Annotated in this window: 11 protein-coding genes and 1 tRNA gene; 4 read left to right on the top strand and 8 right to left on the bottom strand. The window is 33.1% G+C overall.

The window, feature by feature from the left end:
* Positions 1-247 precede the first annotated feature (247 nt).
* The 4 genes from mutY (at position 248) to QE177_RS03615 (ending at position 2,983) form a co-directional block, all read left to right on the top strand.
* Positions 248-1,288: an A/G-specific adenine glycosylase gene (mutY, locus tag QE177_RS03630; RefSeq protein ID WP_280551374.1), complete on the top strand. Its 1,041-nt coding sequence runs from the start codon at positions 248-250 to the stop codon at positions 1,286-1,288.
* 24 nt (positions 1,289-1,312) lie between these two features.
* Positions 1,313-1,585, top strand: a complete 273-nt coding sequence (locus QE177_RS03625) for an oxidative damage protection protein (protein ID WP_225506985.1) — start codon at positions 1,313-1,315, stop codon at positions 1,583-1,585.
* A 69-nt stretch (positions 1,586-1,654) separates the two neighbouring features.
* Entirely contained in the window at positions 1,655-2,725 is a 1,071-nt protein-coding gene (gene mltC / locus QE177_RS03620) for a membrane-bound lytic murein transglycosylase MltC (protein WP_280551373.1), read from the top strand.
* A gap of 182 nt (positions 2,726-2,907) precedes the next feature.
* A tRNA-Phe gene (locus tag QE177_RS03615) sits at positions 2,908-2,983 on the top strand.
* A 35-nt stretch (positions 2,984-3,018) separates the two neighbouring features.
* Here QE177_RS03615 and QE177_RS03610 read toward each other — a convergent pair.
* From QE177_RS03610 to QE177_RS03575, 8 genes are all read right to left on the bottom strand, one after another.
* Positions 3,019-7,833, bottom strand: a complete 4,815-nt coding sequence (locus QE177_RS03610) for a hypothetical protein (protein WP_280551372.1) — start codon at positions 7,831-7,833, stop codon at positions 3,019-3,021.
* A 911-nt stretch (positions 7,834-8,744) separates the two neighbouring features.
* On the bottom strand, positions 8,745-9,959 hold the full coding sequence (locus QE177_RS03605) for a pyridoxal phosphate-dependent aminotransferase (RefSeq protein ID WP_280551371.1): 1,215 nt from the start codon (positions 9,957-9,959) through the stop codon (positions 8,745-8,747).
* A 106-nt stretch (positions 9,960-10,065) separates the two neighbouring features.
* Positions 10,066-10,950, bottom strand: a complete 885-nt coding sequence (locus QE177_RS03600; protein WP_280551370.1) for a hypothetical protein — start codon at positions 10,948-10,950, stop codon at positions 10,066-10,068.
* 13 nt (positions 10,951-10,963) lie between these two features.
* A complete protein-coding gene (locus QE177_RS03595) occupies positions 10,964-11,707 on the bottom strand; it encodes a pyridoxal-dependent decarboxylase (RefSeq protein ID WP_280551369.1) in 744 nt (247 codons plus the stop codon).
* 12 nt (positions 11,708-11,719) lie between these two features.
* Positions 11,720-12,619 carry a DMT family transporter gene (locus tag QE177_RS03590; RefSeq protein WP_280551368.1) on the bottom strand — a complete coding sequence of 300 codons (900 nt, stop codon included), beginning with the start codon at positions 12,617-12,619 and terminating at the stop codon, positions 11,720-11,722.
* Positions 12,620-13,531: 912 nt separating this feature from the next.
* Positions 13,532-14,458: a calcium-binding protein gene (locus QE177_RS03585; RefSeq protein WP_280551367.1), complete on the bottom strand. Its 927-nt coding sequence runs from the start codon at positions 14,456-14,458 to the stop codon at positions 13,532-13,534.
* Positions 14,459-14,946: 488 nt separating this feature from the next.
* The gene (locus tag QE177_RS03580; protein ID WP_280551366.1) at positions 14,947-20,406 is read right to left on the bottom strand and encodes a pentapeptide repeat-containing protein; all 5,460 of its coding nucleotides are present in this window, start codon (positions 20,404-20,406) and stop codon (positions 14,947-14,949) included.
* A 632-nt stretch (positions 20,407-21,038) separates the two neighbouring features.
* The gene (locus QE177_RS03575; RefSeq protein WP_280551365.1) at positions 21,039-21,992 is read right to left on the bottom strand and encodes a calcium-binding protein; all 954 of its coding nucleotides are present in this window, start codon (positions 21,990-21,992) and stop codon (positions 21,039-21,041) included.
* Between the last annotated feature and the right edge of the window lie 228 nt (positions 21,993-22,220).

Below are 22,220 nucleotides of genomic sequence, written 5' to 3'. Positions count from 1 at the left end.
GTATTGAGATTATTTTTACCAATTAATACTATTCATAATAGTGACAATTATATTACGAGTAGTTGAATATGAAAATGGCTGATAAAAAAGCATTATTTTATTGACGGAATAAAAAGCCTTATCAAAGCTAATATCTGATTAAAAAGTAAAAATATATATTCCTAACAACAAAACGGCTATCAATGATACCACTGCTCATATCAAAACCTACTTTTTATAAAAACTGTTTAGAGTAAAGACTTTTTATATGGATACACTGCAATTTTCTCATTCTGTACTTAACTGGTATCATCGTTATGGGCGCAAAACGCTTCCCTGGCAACAAGAAAAATCACCCTATCACGTCTGGTTATCTGAAGTCATGTTGCAGCAAACACAAGTTGCTACCGTGATCCCCTATTTTGAGAAATTTATTAACCATTTCCCTGACATCACCTCTTTAGCAAATGCTTCGCAAGATGAAATATTGCATCTATGGACTGGCCTCGGCTACTATGCCAGAGCTCGCAATTTACATAAAGCAGCTCAACAAATTGTGGCAAACTATGATGGCCATTTTCCTAATAAATTCGAACATGTTATTTCACTGCCGGGCATCGGACGCTCTACCGCTGGCGCTATTTTATCGTTATCACAAAATCAACATTTCCCGATCCTGGATGGTAACGTAAAACGCGTGCTTACGCGTTATTATGGAATTGGAGGTTGGCCCGGTAAAAAAGAAGTTGAAAACCAACTGTGGGCTATCAGTGCCCGGTTAACTCCTGCTAATGATGCCCAATATTTTAATCAGGCGATGATGGATCTCGGTGCTATGATCTGTAGTCGTAGTAAACCTAAATGCGAGCTTTGTCCGTTACAAAAAGGGTGCCATGCTTTTATAAACCATAGCTGGCAAAATTTTCCTACAAAAAAACCTAAACAACAAATTCCTGCCAAAAGTGGCTGGTTTTTGATTCTACAACATGAAAATTCAATTTGGTTAGAAAAACGCCCTCCTTCTGGTATTTGGGGAGGCTTATTTATTTTTCCACAATTTGATACGCTTAATGCACTAAATGAGTGGCTTGATAATTCAGGTGTTGTATATGACAAAATAGAACAACTCATTACATTTCGTCATACTTTTAGCCATTTTCATTTAGATGTTATCCCTATTTATGTCACTATTAATCAATTTTCCGCTTGCATGGATGAAACGAAAGGACTTTGGTATAACTTACAGCAAGATATAAAAATAGGCTTAGCAGCACCGGTTGAAAACTTACTGAAACAATTTAAAAATTAACTTTGCCATTCTGAGGATCACTTAATGAGTAGAACTATTTTTTGTACTTTTTTACAACGTGAAGCGGAAGGTTTAGATTTTCAGCTTTATCCTGGTGAAATAGGTAAACGGATTTTTAATCAAATATCTAAAGAAGCCTGGGGACAATGGATGAGTAAACAAACTATGCTGATCAATGAAAAAAAGCTTAGCACGATGAATCCTGAAGACAGAAAATTACTAGAGCAAGAGATGGTAAAATTTTTGTTTGAGGGGCAAGACATTCATATCGAAGGCTATACTCCACCCGAAAAATAATGCTTAACCCATCAGAATCTTGACCATTCTGATGGCTTTTTATCTGACAAACTGTGAATGATATGTGATATGAAAAAGCTGCTGCTCCCTCTCTTCATTGCCCAACTTTTGCTGGCTTGTTCCAGTAAAAAAGAAATCTCATTTCATCCCGAATACGTCAAAGATACCAATGGATTTGATATTTTAGTTCAGCAATTTGCTCATAATATTGAGAATATTTGGGGCATTCACGAAGTCCTGATTGCGGGACCAAAAGATTACGTCAAATATACTGATCAATACCAAACCCGTAGCCATATTAATTTTGATAGCGGCCGCATTACAATTGAAACGATTGCGGGCGTAGAGCCGAAGGAATACTTAAAAAAGGCAATCATGACCACCTTATTGATGGGAGATGATCCAGGTTCCATTGATCTCTACTCTGATATTAATAATATCGCTATCAGTAAAGAGCCGTTTTTGTATGGACAAGTACTTGATCACACAAATCAACCGATCCGTTGGGAATGGCGAGCAACAAAATTCGCCGACTATTTATTAGAAAATAAATTACAGCGACGTCAGTCAGGCCTGCACGTCATCTGGTCAATTACCATCCAATTAGTGCCAAATCACCTGGATAAACGTGCTCATAAGTATTTACCGTATATCCGACAGGCAGCGGCAAAATATGACGTTGATGAATCGTTGATTCTGGCAATTATGCAAATAGAATCTAGTTTTAATCCTTATGCAGTGAGTCGCTCTGATGCCTTAGGTTTAATGCAGATTATGCCAAACACCGCAGGTAGAGACGTTTTTCGTGCCCAAGGAAAATCGGGCATACCAAGTCGCAGTTATTTATTTGATCCGGCCAATAATATTGATCTAGGGACCGCCTATTTATCACTGTTACAAAACACTTATCTAGGTGAAATTACCAATGCTACCTCGCGTCGCTATGCGATCATCACCGCCTATAACGGTGGAGCTGGCAGTGTTTTAAGAGTGTTCCATAACGATAAAAAGCTGGCAGCCCAAATTATTAATCAAATGCCACCGGGTGACGTTTACCAAACATTAGTGACTAAACATCCGGCAGCTCAATCACGTAATTATTTGATTAAAGTAAATAATGCGCAGAAAAATTACCGTTAATTACCTTTTTATTTAGTTAAATTGGTACCCTGATAAAAAGGGTACCATTTCTACTTGGCGAAAAAGCTTAGAACAATTTTTATATAGCACTACTTAAATTGTTGAAAAAACAAGCATAAGAAAGTTTATTGCAATAATTTTAATTGACGAAAATATTATAATCAGGTTTAATACGCCCTGTTGCCCGGATAGCTCAGTCGGTAGAGCAGAGGATTGAAAATCCTCGTGTCGGTGGTTCGATTCCGCCTCCGGGCACCACATCCTAGTACAGTCATTGAAACTGAGTATTTCAATTATTTTTTGAAATCACCCTCGATTGAACGTTGATTTAATAATTTTACTGCTTCAATGTTTATTCCCATAAACTTATCCAACAAAGTATAAGAATTATTACTTAAAGAAAGAAATTCAATCATAAGTTCAGCAAATTCATCAGCATTAGTAACTTTTTTTATCTTTAATAGCCTATCGATTTTAGGGAATAAATATTTACCTAATTCACCATTATATGCATAATATTCTGGATGAAACTGTAAAAATTTATCGATAGTTATTTTTTTGGAAATTAATTTGACTAAGTCCAGTATTAAGAGGGTTACTTTATCTTCCAACGCATGTTCAATATTTTCTGCTATATCGAGCAATTTATTTGTGTTTTCAAATAAAAACAATAATTGCTGCCAAAATAAGGTATTCAGATAACTCTGCTCACTAGCAAGCTTTAAATCATCCTCACTAAGATAAACCCCGGCTTCATATATTTTAGACATCGGTGCTAATGGTTGATTTGTTACTCCAAAACCTTTTTCTGCTGAAAATGGATGTATTATTACTTTTTTATTTAATTTATGTGCTATCACTTGACCAATAGGAATGCTACCAAATGGACCAAAACAAGATTGTAATTCAATGACTTCTACTTTTTGCCAATTATTAAAACCAAGAGACTGTATTGCTAATCCTTCAATAACATTACTCAGCTCGGAGCCATCCATATAATTTACACTAGACGGTATTCCTTGTGTTTTAATAAATAATCGATTTCCTTCTATATTGAAAATGGCATCTTTCCCAAGTAAAGTTTCTTGTCGGCTTCCCTGTACATTAACTGAGCCTGAAATAACATTTGTGTTATGAAGTTTGCCATTAACAATTTTATCAAATTGAGAAGCTGAAATAATATCATTATACTTTTCTGTGGGCATGCCTATACTAGCTCCATTGCTAATAACAAATTTGCCGTCACCTAAACTTATCATCATACTTTTTAATTCATAATCCAAGTCATAGAAAACCACCAAACGACCCGTTGGCAAAGAAGATAATTGCGTAGCACTGTTTATTGGTTTTACATCTGCTAGTAAGCTTCTCACACTTTTTGATTTGTTGTTATTAGTGCGAAGTAACTTCAAATCTTCATAAAAAATTAACGCCTGTTCATCAGATAATACGTTAGCTTCCTTTAAAGTTTCTGCCATATATTCTGGTAATTCAACGAATTCTTCTTTTAAAGATTTTTCAACCACTTCATTAAGTGAGTTGTGTTGTATCTGTGAGCCTTTCGCTTGACCCACATAGGCATTTAGTTTTGTTACTGGCGTAGTATATTGCTCTAACTGACCTTGAACAAATAGGCCAATTTGTTCTGCCATAATAATACCATTGTTATTTTTAACATAAGGGCATAATTTATTATTTTCTAGACTAGAAAATAAGCCATTGCCCAAACTAACCAACATCGAAACAAGCTTTTCTTCTTGGTTATTAAAAAATATAATTTCTCCTGGCTTAACGAGTAATAATTGATCCATACTATTAATTTGACGGTAATTATCTAGTGCTTGCAACCACAAGCTTTTGCTATTTTTAATATTTTCATTTTGTAATATTTTTGATAATGCTTCTACTAATTTTTTCTTATTTTCTTTATTTAATAACATATTAGCCTGATATAAAACCTCAGCTATATAGTTGATATTATCTTTGGGTAAATTATTATACCAATACATTTCATGTATTATATTGTGAATTGAATTGTTGTTAATTAAGCTATTAAATTTGTCTATAAAATTCTTTTGTCCTGTAAGTTGTTCCGTGTACCAGGCTGGCGTTGTTAATGCTGTAGAATTTTTAATAGCTTCAGCAATCTCTAAATTTAAATATTTTTTGAATGAGCCTTCCGCTATTTCCTCGTTGACAAAATCATTATATCTAACAACACTATCAGCAAAAGCTTGCCGATATCTATTTTTCCATACGGATTCTTCTAAAATAAGTGGGCCATCTAAATTTGAATTACTAATATTTTTAAAACGTTCGGCTGTTAAATCAAAAATATAATTTTTATCCTGTTTTTTGCCAACCACAGCAAAATGCGTTATTGGGGTTTCATCTTTCACATTCTGCCAAATATATATTCCTCGATATTTAATATCAACCATACCATGCTGACGCATAAATAGGGCTACCGCACTCATTAAAACATTATCCTCCGCAGTAGGATTATTAATTATTTGAGCAGTAGAAGAATTGAATTGAAGTTCAGTTAGATATTCAGTCGCGGGTATATCATTTGTTAAATTATTTGGCTTGAAGGCAGGTTTAATTTCCAGTAAATATTGATTTTCATTTTTAATAGACCTTACGCCAAGTCTTAAATTATTTTGACTATGATGAAAATCATTAGCTAACTGTTGGATAGCATCTTTATCAATCTGAAGAATTTTTTGGTTAAATTTGTATTTTGCATAAAGATTAATTCCTTTTGACGTTCCTTTAGCTACATGAATAATAGCCTCTGGAACTACTACGCCAAGAGTTTCCGCTATAATATTGATTACTCCTTCTTTTAAATAATTTTTATATTCAGCTTCTGTATCACTAATCGACGCTTGTAAAAATGAAGGCGTGGCTGATAAAACACTACCATAGACAATCCCAGGAATATTACCCATTAAAAATGTAAAAAAAGTATAAGGAAATGTTATATGCTTAAGTCGCTCAAATAATTCAAACAGCGAGGCTTCTTTATGGGATCTAACTAATACATCGGCTTTTTTTATATTAAAATTGATAATATCCTCAAATAGAAATGAATAATCCTTATTTTTTCTTTTTAATTTAAGTTGAGAAGGATTAATTTCACTGTAATTAGTGAAATGTGCCGTTATCCATAATTTTAATTTTTCACTTGCAGTAATCGCGCGTTTAAAATCACGGAATGAGGGATAATGAAGACATTCACCGGTAAAAATCGATATCACGGCAATAGGTGTGTGGTCCGGGTCAATGCTGTTAACGTTTTCATCAATGCCAGTAACAGGTCCGCCATCTTTATCAGAAAAAATTAACAAACCCGGACTATCTTCCACTAAATAGTATGAAACGTCCTTTTTACCATAGGTAGTTAATAATTGGATTCTAAAGTCATTAAACAGCTCTTTTATCTCCTTACTTTTTTTAACTTCTTCCATTTCAGCAATATAACTATTTTGAATATCAGCAGAATTTATTTTACTAATAAGTTCTGTTGTATATTGAGTAGGATATAAAACGCTTAATACTTCATCTAATTTATAATTGGTATTTTCAGATAACCATTTTCGCTCTTTACCTAGCAAAATATCACGTACAGTATATAATTTTTCAACCGGTGGGTGATAATTATTGATAGCAGCATTCAATTCAGGATTAAATGAAGTAGCTATATAGCGACATTCAACTAGGTCATTTAAGCTAGTATGGCTAACATTATGCTCTCTACTTATTTTTGCTAAATATGTTTTTAAATAAGTTTCCAGATTGGGCATTTTTTCTTGTAATTTATCTTTTTTTTCTTTTAATAAATCAATATTTTTTACCAAATCAAGCTCTTTTTTTATTTGTAACGCTTCTTCGTCTAAATACTTTATCAATTGGGAACTAAATTTATTAGGGAACGTTATATTAATATTGCTTCTTGTTATTAAAGGAGAATCTTTTCCTATCACATGACGAACAAGATAATCAAAAATAGTAAAAGTTGAATAGTGAGTTTGGTTATTCGTAGTATAACTATAAATGATTTCTGTATTGATGATATCTTCAATTGATAGATCCCCAAAAACATGTTTATCTGTTTCATAAACATCATTAATTTTTGATAACGCAAAAACTTTAAGAATATCATACAAAGAATTCAACTTATTATTAAAATTATATTTTATACTAAATAAATTATTAATAGCATTTGATTTATAGATGAATTCTAATACTTTTTTTTCATCTTTAGCATCGGTATTTTTAAGTTCATCATTGAGTGCCTCTTGCAAAATATTATGCAATTGAAAGCCTATAGGTATAGGATTTATATCAGACAGTTTTTGATCGATGGTCTGTTTTACAAGATCAAAAAAATGATCTTTTACAAATTCATGCGTCAGATTTGTTGCTAAAAGAATATCCCCTATATCATGAATTAAACTTTCCTTATGTTTGTTAAACTCTTCTAAAGAGGCATATTTATTTATCTCACTGAGTTCAGCAATAGTTTCCTCCATTTTTTCTATTTTTTCTATTATATCAGCTATATGTAATTTATTGATTTGAAACCCTAATTCATAAATGTAATTTATAAATGAAGATTTTTCGGCTAAAAATAAAATTTTACGATAAAGCAAATTAGTAAGCTCATGGCTATATATATCTTTTCTCAGGGATTGATAAACTTCTCTTGCATTTTTTATTGCTGAACTCAATTTTTTATCATTGGTTATTTTTAACTGGAGAGAAAAAATTTCTTTTTTTAATTTTAAGTATTCAGCGGTATCATTTATATTAATTAATTCAATAATATTCTCTTTTATACGTTTAAGTAAATTAAGTAAAGCATCTGATTGAAAATTTAGTTCATTGGATTCTGTCGCTTCAGTAGCTTCAGTAGCTTCAGTAGGAAATACATCCCTAACTACTCTTTCCTTAAAAACAGCTTGATTTTTAAAGGAATAAAGACTATCAGTATTAATTTTATTTTCATCTGAGTTAATTACTGTGATTTGTTCATCATTAATGTTTTTTTTATTATCCAAAGACATATAATTTACATTAAAATTATTATTTGAAATTTTCATCATTGTTTTCCATAAAATCCATCAATATTAATATAATATCTTAGTATATAAGATTCTAAAAAATTTACAGAAAATAAATAATTAAAGATATTGTAATATATTTTATTTATTAAAAATATATTTATATAATGACATTATTGCAATAAATTATACCATTAGAAATTAATACAACCGCAATAAAAAATATCGATACTTTTTTTATCGTTATTAAAACTATATTTTATGAATTTTTATATGCATTAAGTTTAAATTTGCTAAAATAACAATATTCAAAAATGAATTAACACATAATATGACGCAAATTTTTATTAAAAAATCAATAGCTATCTTTTTGTAAAGTATAATTTGCTTTGGTTTTGTCACATTAAGAACTAAGGTGCACGAGGTTATCTATTTTAATTTTATCGGACTTAGTAAAAATGTAATACTTTCTTCTTTGTTATCGCCCTCAGGTAATGGGAAAAACATTTGGCATTTTGCTCCATCTTATGTAAAGCAGAAATTAGCTTCAGTAAGGTTTTTCCCCAAATCATCAATTGTCAAATTTAACATACTGTTGTTCTGAATAGTTGCGATATAGGTGTTTGGAATTAATACCTTTATTTCAACCTTATTTAATACAGGGGTGCTCTCATTTTTTGCAAAATAATTGCCACGGTATTTTTTATTAATATTAGTAACTATTACACAAGTACCGTTTCTTGACCCCATCTAGTTACGAGTATGTGAAAATGATAATCGCGTTAATCTTAGTTTTAATAATGATTATCAAGCATTAAATTTACGGCATTAATTGCCGTAAATTTAAATTTTATTAAACCGATAGTAATTAGGATGGACTAAATAAAAACGATATCACATAAATTTGTTAAATCTAGCTTGCCAAATTTTTACAACGCTTATAATTCCAGTTATATCACTATCTCATTAAGCCATCGTTTTATTCGGCTTGTCGCTTCTTTTAGTTTTTCTTCATTTTGCACTAAAGCAATTCTAACATAATTTGACCCTGCAGAACCAAAACCGCTGCCTGGCGAAATTAACACTCCCGTTTCATTAAGTAATTCTTTGACAAAAATGCGATCAGACATTGCTTTTATTGTTTTCGGTAAGGGTGTCCAAATAAAAAAAGTCCCTTTGGGTTTTGTAATATTCCATCCAGCTTCTGATAATTGATTTATGAAGTAATTTATACGTTGTTCATAAATAATGCTATTTTGTTGCGCGATTTGTTCCAAAGAATCCAACATATCTGTCACAACAGCTTGGATTGGCAAAAATAATCCAAAATTAGTATTAAAGCGCATGGATTTAAGTTTATTAATAATTGATTCTGCCCCAACGATGAAACCAACCCGCCATCCAGCGATACTGCAAGATTTACTTAAACTATGTAATTCAATCACTCGCTCAAATGCTTTAGGTCGAGATAAAAGAGAGCCTGGTAAATTTTTAACGAGCGGTGGGTTTATAAACTGTATTTCGGCATAAGCGCGATCCAGTATAATTGTCAGTTTATGTTGTTCAGCAAATGCTAGTATTTCATCTAGCACGCTCTCTTCTATACTATCTGTCGTTGGGTTGTTTGGTGAACATAACACCATCAATTGTGCCTTTGATAGTTGTGCGGCAGTAATTGAACTAAGATCTGGCTGCCCTTTTATATCGCACGAAAAGAATTCAACCTTAGCACCAATTTTTTGGATACAGCTATGATAAACTGAATAGGAAGGATCTGGCATCAAAACCGTATCACCTGCCGAAAGTAAGCAAAATAAACTAAAAAAAATGCCTTCCTTGCTTCCAGCGAAGTCAATTACATGTTTTTCTGCCTCAATCGTATATCGATCATCAGAAATAAAACGACGATTAAAATAATCACTAAAGCTAGCTCTTAATTTTTGATTAATTTCAGGTCTGAAATCAGCATAACCATGCATATTTTGCTGCTGAATGGCAGAACACAATTTTTTTTTCCATATTTCATTTGGTGGTAAATCAGGATTTCCTATAGATAAATCAATCAATGGCAGTTGTTTTGGATTTTTAATGACTTTATTTTGATATTCACGACACCATTGTTCGATACAGACAAAAATATCTTCTTCTTGTTCTTGGATTATCATAATTTGTTTTCTATGTAGAGATAAAATTAAGATTAAAAAATCAATTATGCTAACAATAACTATTTTTTAACATTTTTTATTTTTTCAATTGAGTCAATTATAGTAATTAACGAATTGGCGCCTCAAACTTAGTTGTTTTTTGCGGTATATTTTGTTGCTCTTTTTGTGATTTATGCTCAAATTTGTTTATCAATAGTTCTAGTTGCCCAAGAATATCTAACCATTCTTTTTCAGATAATAGTTTCATCGGATAGAATAAAAAACCTGTAGTAACCCTATCTCTTTGGTTATTAATCCGGTAATTTGGCACAATACTGAAAAAAGGAATGTCATAGCCTAAGTTGCTTATTTCCCAACAATAAATTATAAAATTTGTTTTTGTTTTATGCTGGTCACCAAATATATTAACAATATGGGTAGAAAAATTGATATCAAAGACTATTTCCCATCCTAATGTTTTGCCATTTAGAATTGATAGCCGGCTGATTGTTTGCATTTTTTTTTCTAGATTAAAACGACTTTGATAGAGTGAAATAAGGTATTCTCCCATCCCTAGTCGTCCTTTGGATTTAAGATTTACCCAACTTGAGAGTATCCCATGACTAGAACGTGAATTTTCTAACGTATATCTATAGGCTCGTAAATTCCCATACTGAAAATCTTGCTTAGAATAGCGATAACTTCCATCTCCTAGCTCATCCATAAATCTACAATCTTTACTGATGAAAAAACTACTGGAATAAGGACATAAACCATTTTTATGAAAATCAACGCCGAAAGAATCAAATTTATCTAGCGCTTGAAATCTTTTTAATACTATCTGAAATTTTTTAGCAATCGTATCATTGTTAATTTTAGTCGTTAGTTGATTTTCATATTGATTCATCAGCGAAAAAAACAACCAACCAATAACACTATCTAAATGCAGGTAAGGACGATAATTAAGTTTATTCTCAACAATAAATTGATCAATAACAGTATTAATTGTCACAGTATCTTCACAATTAAAGTTGATTGTGGTACCGCCACAACAGATGATTGCAGCTATTTTTTTTACCTTTATTTAATGCAGTTTCTAATGCTAATTTTAACGATCCAGCGGTGGTTTTTCCCTCATCGTCAGATTTCAGTCGCCAACAGTTAGTTGCTCCTATTCCTATCATACTGGCAACATGTTCGACACAATAGTGTGCCCCTTCACTACATAGGATAACTAAATTATTCGGTAAGCCATCACGAATTGAAGTAGGACAAAGTCTGGAGATAGCGGATTTAAGTGCATACAAAATTGTTATTTTTCCACCACTACATGAAATTCCCATCGCATCATGCCAACCTACCCAACGACCAATAGTACGGCTTACTTGTTGCTCAACTAACAGACTTTTTCCACCAAATGCATCCATAAGACTGTTAACATTAAAATAGGTTGCCGCCCAAGCAGCTGCCGTTGCTTCAGGGCTTGGTTGAGGGATCATATTAAATAAAGATTTTTTTGAGCCAACTTGGATTGAACCTTCAAAAAATTTAGCGGCTTCAGTTATTAACTGTTGTTTTGAACATGGGCTATCATGAATTGATTTTAGTTCGTTAATATAATTAAACGGTGTAACTGGAAATTTTGCGCCTAAATTATTTTTGAAACTTTTTATTTCTGGTAATTTTTGTTGCTTTAGTTCAGCATCTTTTAATATTTGATTATGTATTTCATTAAAAAAGGATATTACTTGGTTAAAATAATTTGGCATAAAAACACCTTTTTAATTTGTTAAATTTTTATTAATAATCAATCCAGAAAGTCCTATGCAAAAAATACCTATACCTAATATTTGAATAAGGTTGATGTGGGTTGATTGGATCATTACAGCGAAAATAGTTGCTGCAGGAACTTCGACTAAAGCAAATAAAGATGCGATTAATGTTCCTGAGAGATGGATTGCTTTAACATAAAATAGATCAGCAATTATCGTCGGTATAAAAATTAATAACGCGCCCCAAAATATCAGGTCTAAACTGAGATGTTGATTAATGACTAAATTTGATTGAACTGGAAGTAATATAAGTGCAGCAAACCCACAACTATAACTAACAATAATAAAGGGGGAGACACTCTCTAAGTAACGAGCTAAGATAGGAAATAAACCATAACAAAAGCCAGAAATAATACCAAAAATTAAGCCAATCCAAATGTTGACTAAATTTTTATGGTTCATAGAAATATCGTTGCTGATAACTAAAAAAAGCAAACCTAAAATTGCAACTAAGACTGATAACACACTTTTTATTTGTAGGACTTCAGCAAACAGAATACGGTTTAAAAATAATGTAAAGATTGGCCCTGTACACATCAATGCAATGGTAATATTTCCACCAATCTTGCTGGCTGATTCGGAAAATGCATAGCTACTTAGTGCCTGACAAATCAATCCAACCAATATAAGAAAAAAAAACTGGCGTAAATTAATTAATGTAAACTGCTGCCTGTACAAGCCAACTAATAAACAGATTAAAAAAGCGCCTCCCATTCTAATAAAACTAATTTGAAAGGCGTCTAAACCTAAATTAATCAATTCAACAGTAATTACACCTAGCGTTCCCCACATAAAACCAGCAGAGACAGCTAACCCTCCCCCGAGGAGTAATTTATTTTTTAATAACATATTTATTTTTTGTTAAAATAAAAAAGGATAATGTATATTGCTTGTTTTAATAATTTTTCAGTTTAAATAATAAATTAAAAATAGATAAACTGAATATATTATTATGTGTTAATTTTTAATTTTAATACTGATATATATCAATTGAATTATTATTATAGCTAGTTTCGCCACATCAAGTTGCCAAATGAAAAATTTTCAGACAACTAAACCCTAAATGAATCTACTCGCTTGATAGTTTTATGCTATAGAGAAATTTTGTCTTTATGTAATATATGCAAGATTCCTATTAAGAGAAACCGCAGGACTTAGCAATACCACACCCTGGTATAGCGTTACGGTCTTGTTTTAGTACGTTAGGAAGTAGTTCTTTAGGACAAAAATTAGCTTATGTACTAAACAAAAAAGTAATAGCTTATCTTTTTTCAACTATCGAAACAGTTATGAATCATGAAGAAGAATAGATGGCAAAAGCTAAAATATTGGAACCAAATAAATTATTTTTAACTGATGAACAACATTTTATAAACATTAAATGAGAGAATCTATTTCACAATTTTTATATACATTAAAAATACATTTATATAATTTATATTAGTTGCAAAAATAACTATACTAAAAAATAAATTAACGTCTGATAAGAGACAATTTTTTTATTATAAAATATCTATCTGCTGGAAAATAATCTACTTTAGTTATATCACATTAATATAACCAGTCTAAAGAGCAATGAGGGCATGCTTATTATGGTCAAATTTAACGAAATAATAAATAGAAGTAGAGTAGTGCATAATCCCGATTACATTATTTACTCTAGTCTGACTTTATTATCAACTTAATTCGGCAAACGACCCAGCTGTTTCGAGTCGTTTCTATTATCATTTAATATTAATAGATTTTATTTTTTTATAGCATTTAAATTAAAATATCCTCGGCAAATTTGACTTCACCGATAATTTCAATTTTAAAATCCACTTGTCCATCACCATCATTGTCTAACATTAGATTGGTCAAATTAGCTTCTTGATTATAAGCAAATAACAACTCATTCTTATGATGCGTAAAACTATTTACTTTTTTAAATTCAATATTTTGATTACTAATTCTTCTAAAAATAGAAATATCTATTTTATCTCTACCGCTCTCAAAATCAGTTATTTTATCCGGTGATTGTGGTAAAGAGTCAACGATTGATTGATAAAGAAAAATATCATCTCCACTACCACCTGATAATTCATCAGCACCGAAACCCCCCATGATAAAATCATCGCCTTCGCCGCCAGATAGAATATCATTGCCAGATCCACCAGATAAATTATCATCACCTTTATCACCTTTTATGGTGTCATTTCCGTTACCTCCGGCAAGGTTATCATTTCCATCACCACCGGAAAGGTTATCATTTCCATTACCACCGACAATATTATCGTTTCCATCTCCTCCGGCAAGGTTATCACTTCCGTCACCACCGTCGATATTATCATCTCCTGCACCACCTGCTATATTATCATTCCCATCTCCTCCGGATAAATCATCATTCCCGTCATCACCGGATAAATTATCAGCCCCTGGACCACCAATTATCTTATCAGCCCCAGCATCACCAACTACCACATCATCGCCTGAGTTACTCTCTAGATAATCATCCCCCTCACCTCCTGAAATAACATCATTCCCTGCACCACCAAAAATACGATCATTACCGTCATAACCTAATATTTGGTCACTTCCTGCATTACCATATATTTGATCATTTTTTGCTGTACCTGTTAATATATCACTATCATCTGTACCATTAATGATATTATAAGTAGTATTTTGACTCTCTGGTTTATTTTGCATTAAATTTCTCCTCTATTTATCACCACAAAATATAAAAAATTAAAAGTAATTATAGGAGAGCATATTATTTTAGCCTTAAATAACATTATAAAACCTTCAATTAATTATTTTAACCCAAACTTATAACTTACATTATTATTAATGCGTTTATTAAAAGTCGGATTATCAGATGGTTATATTTAGTTATTATCAATAGCCATTTTGTTTTAATAGTATATTTAATTTATATTTTTCAATTAATTCTTAATAAAAAACATTAATCATTATTAATAGAATAAAATAAAGATAGTGCGTATATTTTCTTATGGCTACATTAAAGATATTTAATAATAAATATAGTGGCTAATATTATTAACTAATGATGATTCCAATTAGGTATCTGTAATCAGTACTTCAATTAGGAAAAAATATCAGCCTGTTTAATTAGCACTGTGATAAATTACAATAGTGCCATTGTATTTAGCAACTTAATTAATATAGCAGAACCCTTACCGCCATGCCGGTGGTTGGATTTTTTTGAAAACCCCATTACAGTATTCTCTGGCATGCACAATCATCATGTCAGACAAAAGTGCCGTACAAGTAAAAGCATTACCTGTTCCTAATAATCTATCTTTCCAATCATTGAATTTATCTTGACCAATCAGTGTATGATCCAGATTGTGGGCTTTTTCCATTAAGGCGCAAGCATAATATCTGAGTATTTGTGGGGAATCTGACTCGGTGCCAAAAATAGCACTGGATGAATAACGAGTAAAAACGGTAGATAATGCAAATAGATGCTCTGCTTTTTCTCTATCCGTACTCGATGTTAAATTGTATAAGTTGATAATCTGATCATAATTTTGTTTTTTTAAACTGTAGCCCTGTTGAAAATCAAGTAGACGAGAAAAAATTTTAATTAATGCCTGTTGATGAGTGTCAGCTATGAGTTTTGTACTATAGGAATTGGATTTTATCGCCTCAAGGAAATAGTGTTTATATTTTTGATTTAAATCGAAGCTATCAATTAATCGATTAAATGTTATCTGATTTTCACTATTAATAAACGGTGCGGCGAAAAGGGGAAAGTCTTGTTTATAACATTGGCTCAGATTGTATTCAGCCGGACTCAAACAGTTGCCATCCTGAAAAAGAACAATGTTATCCCATGGTGTGTCCAAATCAGTGTGCAGCATATGAGTAAAAATATATTCAGAAACTACTAATACTCTGCCTGGTTTTGTTGGCGATAATAACAGATAATTTGTTGCATATTTATCTGCCCAGTCTGCATTGCCTTTATAATCACCAAAAATGTCTTTAATTTGTCCGTATTGTAGTTGTTGCTGAATTTCAGGTAGTCTTAAATATTTTTCATACAGTTTATTCACAGCCGAAATCTCTATCACGTTTATGCCTGGCATTCTGGCCGCTAATATGGTTTGCATAAAAGCGCTATTAGCGTGTGCTGAGGCTAGTAAATGTGGATGTTGGTCGAAATAATTGAAAAAGGGCTTAATGAGTTTAGGATGAGACTCCAAGTTATTGAGTAGTTCTAAGGAAGAGTCTATTAAATAATTCTCTATCAGTTTATTAATAAAATTGCTAATTTCTCGATTTTTTATAAAAGGGGGCTGCCCTAACACTTCTATCAGTGGTAGCCTGACCTGGGCAAGATTAATGTCAGTACGGTTAAGGGAATGAATAAGTTGCAGCGCCAATTTAGTTTTTAATTCACCATATCTATCATCTATGCTCTTAATACTAGTTAAAAAACTACCTTCTTCATGAGCAAAATGATTAAGTATCAAATCCAAGTTAGCGTCACTCCATTCAACAGATGGATTCAGTGAAAGTGTATTGTTTAAGAGCGCACCAGAAAAATCAACAGATATAATATTTACTCCTTCCAGATTAGCATCACCTAGATTAGCCCCCCTAAAATTAATTCTACGCAAAAAAGCACCACTAAAATCAACTCCTGCTAAGTTAGCATTGGTCAGGTTGACATTTATCAAGTAGCTATCTGTTAGATTAGCTAATTGCAAATTAGCATTTGCCAAGTTGGTATCGATAAGTTCAGCTTCAGTTAAATTAATTTTTGTCAGATTGGCATCGGTTAGATTAGCGTCCTCTAAACTAGTATTAGTGAAGTTGCTATTGGTAAGATTAGCGCCTGTTAAATCAGCCATTGTCAGATCAGCCTCTAAGCCGTTAACGTTTGTCAAGTTAGCACCCACCAGATTAGCGTCTAAGCAGTTAGCTTTTGTCAGGTTTACTTCTGTCAGATTAGCTTTTAAGAAGTTAGCATTTGATAGTTCAGCCTCTGTCAGATCCGCTGCTGATAAGTTAGCATTACTGAAATTGCTATTGACTAAATTGGCATGGGTTAAATGCACTTTTGTCAGGTCAGCACTTGACAGATTAGCTCCGTGCATATTGGCATAAAGCATTTTGGCATCATAAAGCTTAGCCCCACTTAAGTTAACATCAATCAATTTGCTATTACTTAAATTAGCTGCTGATAAATCAGCATTAATAAGGCTGCTTTTGGTAAGATTTGCGGCGAATAAATTAGTCTTTGTTAAATTGGCTTTTATCAGATTAGCTTCTACGCAGTTAGATTTTGTCAGGTTAGCACCTGTCAGATTTGCCTCTAAGCAGTTAGCTTTTGTTAGATTAACTTCTGTCAGATTAGCGTCTAAGAAGCTAGCATTTGATAATTCAGCCTCTGTCAGATCCGCTGCTGTTAAGTTCGCATTAGTAAGGTTGCTGCTGGTTAGATTAGCGGCGAATAAGTTAGTCTTTGTTAAATCGGCATCTATCAAATTAGCGGTTAATAATTTAGCCTTTGTCAGGTTAGCTTCTGTCAGGACAGCTGCGCATAACATAGCCTTTGTCAGGTTAGCTTCTGTCAAATCAGCAGCAAACAACTTAGCATTTGTCAGATTAGCTTCTGTCAGATCAGCGGCGAACAACTTAGCATTACTTAAATTAGCTTCTGTCAGATCAGCGGCAAATAAGTTAGCGATTGTCAGGTCCGCTGCTGTCAGATCAGCGGCGAATAAGTTAGCATTTGTCAGATTGGCCTCTGTCAAATTCGCGTCATTTAGCTTAATGTTAATTAGATTAGCTTTAATCAATTTAGACTTAGTGAGATTAGCACCATTGAGATTGACGAAAGCGCTGTCTATGTTTTGATTAAAACAGTGAGAAAGCTGCATGTTACTCAAATCTTTTCTGGATAAATCGATAATTGTATTAGCTTGTTGATTTACTAATAATTTTTCCACTTGCTTAAGCGGTATTTTCTCTAATTGAGTTGAAAAGGTATCGGATTGAAAAGATAAATTTCTGGCGGCTTTACTAGCACCTTTTCCACCCATACCTTGTGTTTTTAAATGGTAAAGACGTTCTCGTATTAAAACAGGCGCCAATTCCAGATTACCGGCAGCATCTTTCAGATATTTTCGACCAAAAAGAGTATCGGTTATAGGATGTACTTGTACCCAAATATCTTTTCCCCGTTCCTGGCCAATGTTAACTACCTGAACTTCTTTAGCCAAATCAGGACGAAAAGCGAGTTCAGTATTGAACCTCCTAACGGGTCTATTTGATAACCCTTTTATTTGCTTCTCAATAGCTTCTAGCAACGGAGTTAAGCCGTTAATTTCCTTCCTTACCTTTATAGCAGCATTTCTTAGACTATTAAGACCTTTTATTCCGCCTGATGTCAGTAACTCAAATCCAGGATCAGCCGAACGAATAAATTCTACCCCCAGACCAACATAAGCTTTTGGCGGTACACTTTTCATTATATGAGGTAGCCCAAATTTGATAAGCTGTTTTCCTCCTTCTTTTAAAGCCTGAGCAATCGTCGCTTGTCTTAAGGCAGTTAGTAGTCCATTAATAGCCGCCTCCCCGGCCGCAACACTAAATCGGCTGCCAACTTGAGCACTCTTGCCGATAAAAGGAAAAAAGCCTACGATATCTAATAAACCGGCTTCAATTGCTTTGCCTGCATTGCCTTTTTGTGCTTCAGTAATACAGGTATAGAGTGGAATAAGACTTAAGAAAAAAGCGTCTACTTTTTGCCGGGTTGTTTGCTGATAACCTTCTTTTTGCAGTTTTTCATATAATCGTTCACCGTGCCGCTTAGCCAATTTATCGAACAGTATGCTAGGTTTATCATTTGTTGTTTTTAAGGTCAAAATAGGATGCGTTTTTAATTTATAATCATCATCATAGGCTCTACCATCATGACCAAATAGGCTAAGAATTGATGCTTTATCTTCATCAACACGATATAATTTATAGCACCCTAAACTTTCCTCCAGAGTTAACGCGTACATACGTTTTTCGCCGTTAACCGTACACTTCAGCAGATCAATTGAGTCAGGTAACCGGGTTATTAATCCACCCGCAGCCATTCCCCGCCTTGCTTTTCCCATAGGGTAACTGCGATAACTACCAATAGCGTTAAATTCAGCCTTTATTAGTTGAATGTCAGCTTGTCCAATAAAGTTTTGTTCGGTTTGATTAATTGAATTAAAAGTCAGGGGTAGCAAGATCTTTTCTGTTTGTTCGCTAAATTTAGCAATTTGTTGATTCTGCTCGGCAAAAACTTTATCTATATTGGGTAATAACGGCGTTTCTCCCAATCGATTGTAAAAAACAACCTCTCGATTGTGATATAAATATTGATTTAACCAGCCCTCATCAACATCATGTGCTTTTAATTGTTGCTTAGCTAGCTCTGGTCGGCTTTTCCAATTTTGTAATAAGTTACTAAATTGGAGCAGAGGATTATTTTGGCTGACTTGATGTAATTCTTTAAAATAATTCTGATAAATAGATGGCATAGCTTGCTCATTTATTTCTGTGCTATCTGTCTCATACCCGGTTTTTAATTGGTAATGGATAAGAGCGGGTAATTTGAAATAATGAGCATATTCAGCAGTGACTTTCTCACCTGCAATAAGTGTTTCCAGTAGAATTCCAGTGCTAATAATATCATCCAAACGCATTCGGTTCAGTTCAACCCCACTTTCTCTAAGTATCATAGCACCCGCATGCAAGTAACCCCACTCCGGTTGCTCTAGCCTCATATTTTCCAGTCTTAGCTGTTCATTCTGATCCTTAAACTGCAGACAAAATGTAGGCAAGACTCTGCTTAATACATTTTCTTGATAATAAGTGCGAGCCTGCGAAGATAATGTGGCCAGTTCCTTTGTGCTATTAAATTGTTTAAAAAAACGGTGTTTTAGATATTGATGACGAAAAAGTAAATTATTTTCAATTTTACCCGTATTATTACCTGTGATAGCCGACTCAAGTTGCAATAAAACCCATATGTCGGATGGCAAATTTAACACCGCATGCTGCAGCCATTGAGCAATAATGGCCCGGTGACGAGATGATGAAATTTTTTCTCCCTCACCGGCACCATATTCACCTAATGGCCTTAATAGTAGCTTTGCGACGGTTGCTATTTCATCTTGCGCATTTTCATTACGAGAAAGATAATCGCTAATATGGTTGACTAAACGATATGATAACATGCCATCATCTTGCTGATTTATTGTATAACCTTCTTGAGTTAACAGGGAACATAACAGACGATTTTGCTCTTTATAGGCAACTGAATTAAAAAAAGGAATCTCTGAAGCGGGTAAAGTAATATTTATTCGATGGTTTGAATTGCGTAATAGTAATTCTAAATTATAAGCAAATTGCTTGCTGGTTACCTCGACACTGTTTCCAGTTGAACTAGTGAATTCTCCCTCCGCTAAGGCATTTAATGGTAGCTTTTCACTCTCTTTTATTTGCTTGTTTAGCGTTTCTTTGTCATTTAAGCGCTGTTCTTCAGTTAATATATTTTCAGCTTCTCGTTTATTATGCTGTGAAAGATCTGAATTAGATGATAAGCTGGCTGTAGATGAAAATATTGAGCTTATAGTTGTCATTCTCGAGCCGTTATTCAATTTAAATAATCAATTATATTTAAATTATGAAAATTTGCCCTTTCTAGCGAAAATTTTTCTTATTAATTATTTTATTAGTTTAAAGTGTTAGTTTAACTTTATTTAATATATTGTATTTTAATAAGGTTATTAACTTATGCTGGCGATTTAAAGAAGACTCTATACGTTCTACCCCTTAAGGATAAGGTTTGGTAAAAAGTCCGAAGTTAACATTGATAAAATTTTAGCCGTTTTTAATTCCGCTCTGAAAATGCCGGTGATCGTTTGGTTGAGTGATATTGCCAATAAAAGTTATGACGTAGGAGTAGCTCATAACATTACTGTTGAAAAGATATGATTACAATACCGATTGGGTCACCTGTAAAGCTGACAGTGGTCGCTACGTCAGTCCGCCATGGCATCACTCGCGTCCACGTGATTGAAACTTCCTGTGCGTTACCCGCATTTCTAGACTGCCCAAAAATAGAAGTTGCGTTGTTAAGCTAACTGTCGATATTCAGTGCCATCTTTTTAGCTTTGCTGGCTTTATTATTAGATTATATCGGCAAACGACCCGGTTATTTCGAGTCGTTGTATGATAATGTCGTATTAATCGATTTTACTTTTTACAACTCTTAAGTAACAATATCCTGCTCAAAATCGACTTTACCTACAATTTCAATGTTAAATTCTGCTTGCCCATTACCATCGTGATCTAATATTAGATTGGTCACATTAGTATTTTCATTATAATCAAGCAATAATTCATTTATTTTTCCAGTAAAACTAGCTACTTTTTTAATTTCAACTTCTTCATTATTAAATTTTTTAAGTGAATTAAGATTTATTTTATCTATACCCGTTTCAAAATCATTTATTTTATCCGGTGCTGCTACTGAAGAGTCATTTACTGTTATATAAACAAAAATATCACTGCCAGCACCACCGGTTAATTGATCGGCGCCAAAGCCGCCTATAATAGCATCATTGCCATTATCGCCGGTTATGGTGTCATTGCCATCACCGCCGATTAATATGTCATTATCCTCACCACCAGCTAAATTATCATTTCCTAAACCCCCATCGATATAATCGCGTCCTGCATCACCTGTGATAATATCATTTCCCTCACCACCTTCTATTTTGTCATATCCCTCACCGCCTTTTATATTATCATTTCCCTCACCACCTTTTATATTATCATTTCCCTCACCGCCTTCTATGGTGTCATCTCCCTCATCACCATCTATATTATCATTTCCCTGATTGCCAAATATTCGATCATCACCTTTACCTCCAGTTAAATGATCATTTCCTTCTCCCCCTTCGATATTATCATTACCAGCATCACCTTGTAGGAGATCATCGCCTGAATTACCTTCCAAGTGATCATCACCGTCCCCAGCTGAAATAATATCATTGCCAGCACCTCCAGCTAAGTTATCATTACCCGCATAACCAAATATTTTATCATTCCCTCCATGACCGTATATTTCATCATCTCTTGTCGTTCCTTGTAATATATTATTACCATCAGTGCCATTAATTATCTTATTAGTCGAGTCATGGCTACCTAATTTATCTTGCATTAAATTTATCCTCTATTTATTTGTCGTCACAAAATAAAAATTGAAAAATAATTATAGAAGAGCATATAAATTTGACATTAAATAGAGTTATAAATTTTCAATAAATTACTTTGATAATAGAATAATAACTTCCTCTATTGTTAATGACTTCACTATTATCTTATTACAAGTTATTTAAATTTACTGATTAGCAATACTTTTCTTCTTTTGATAGAAGGTTTTTCAATA

The sequence above is a fragment of the Arsenophonus sp. aPb genome (assembly GCF_029873475.1).
In the GTDB taxonomy this organism is placed as follows: Bacteria; Pseudomonadota; Gammaproteobacteria; order Enterobacterales; family Enterobacteriaceae; genus Arsenophonus.
Note: the sequence above shows the minus strand (reverse complement) of the source record. Positions and strands in the feature narration are given on the sequence as shown.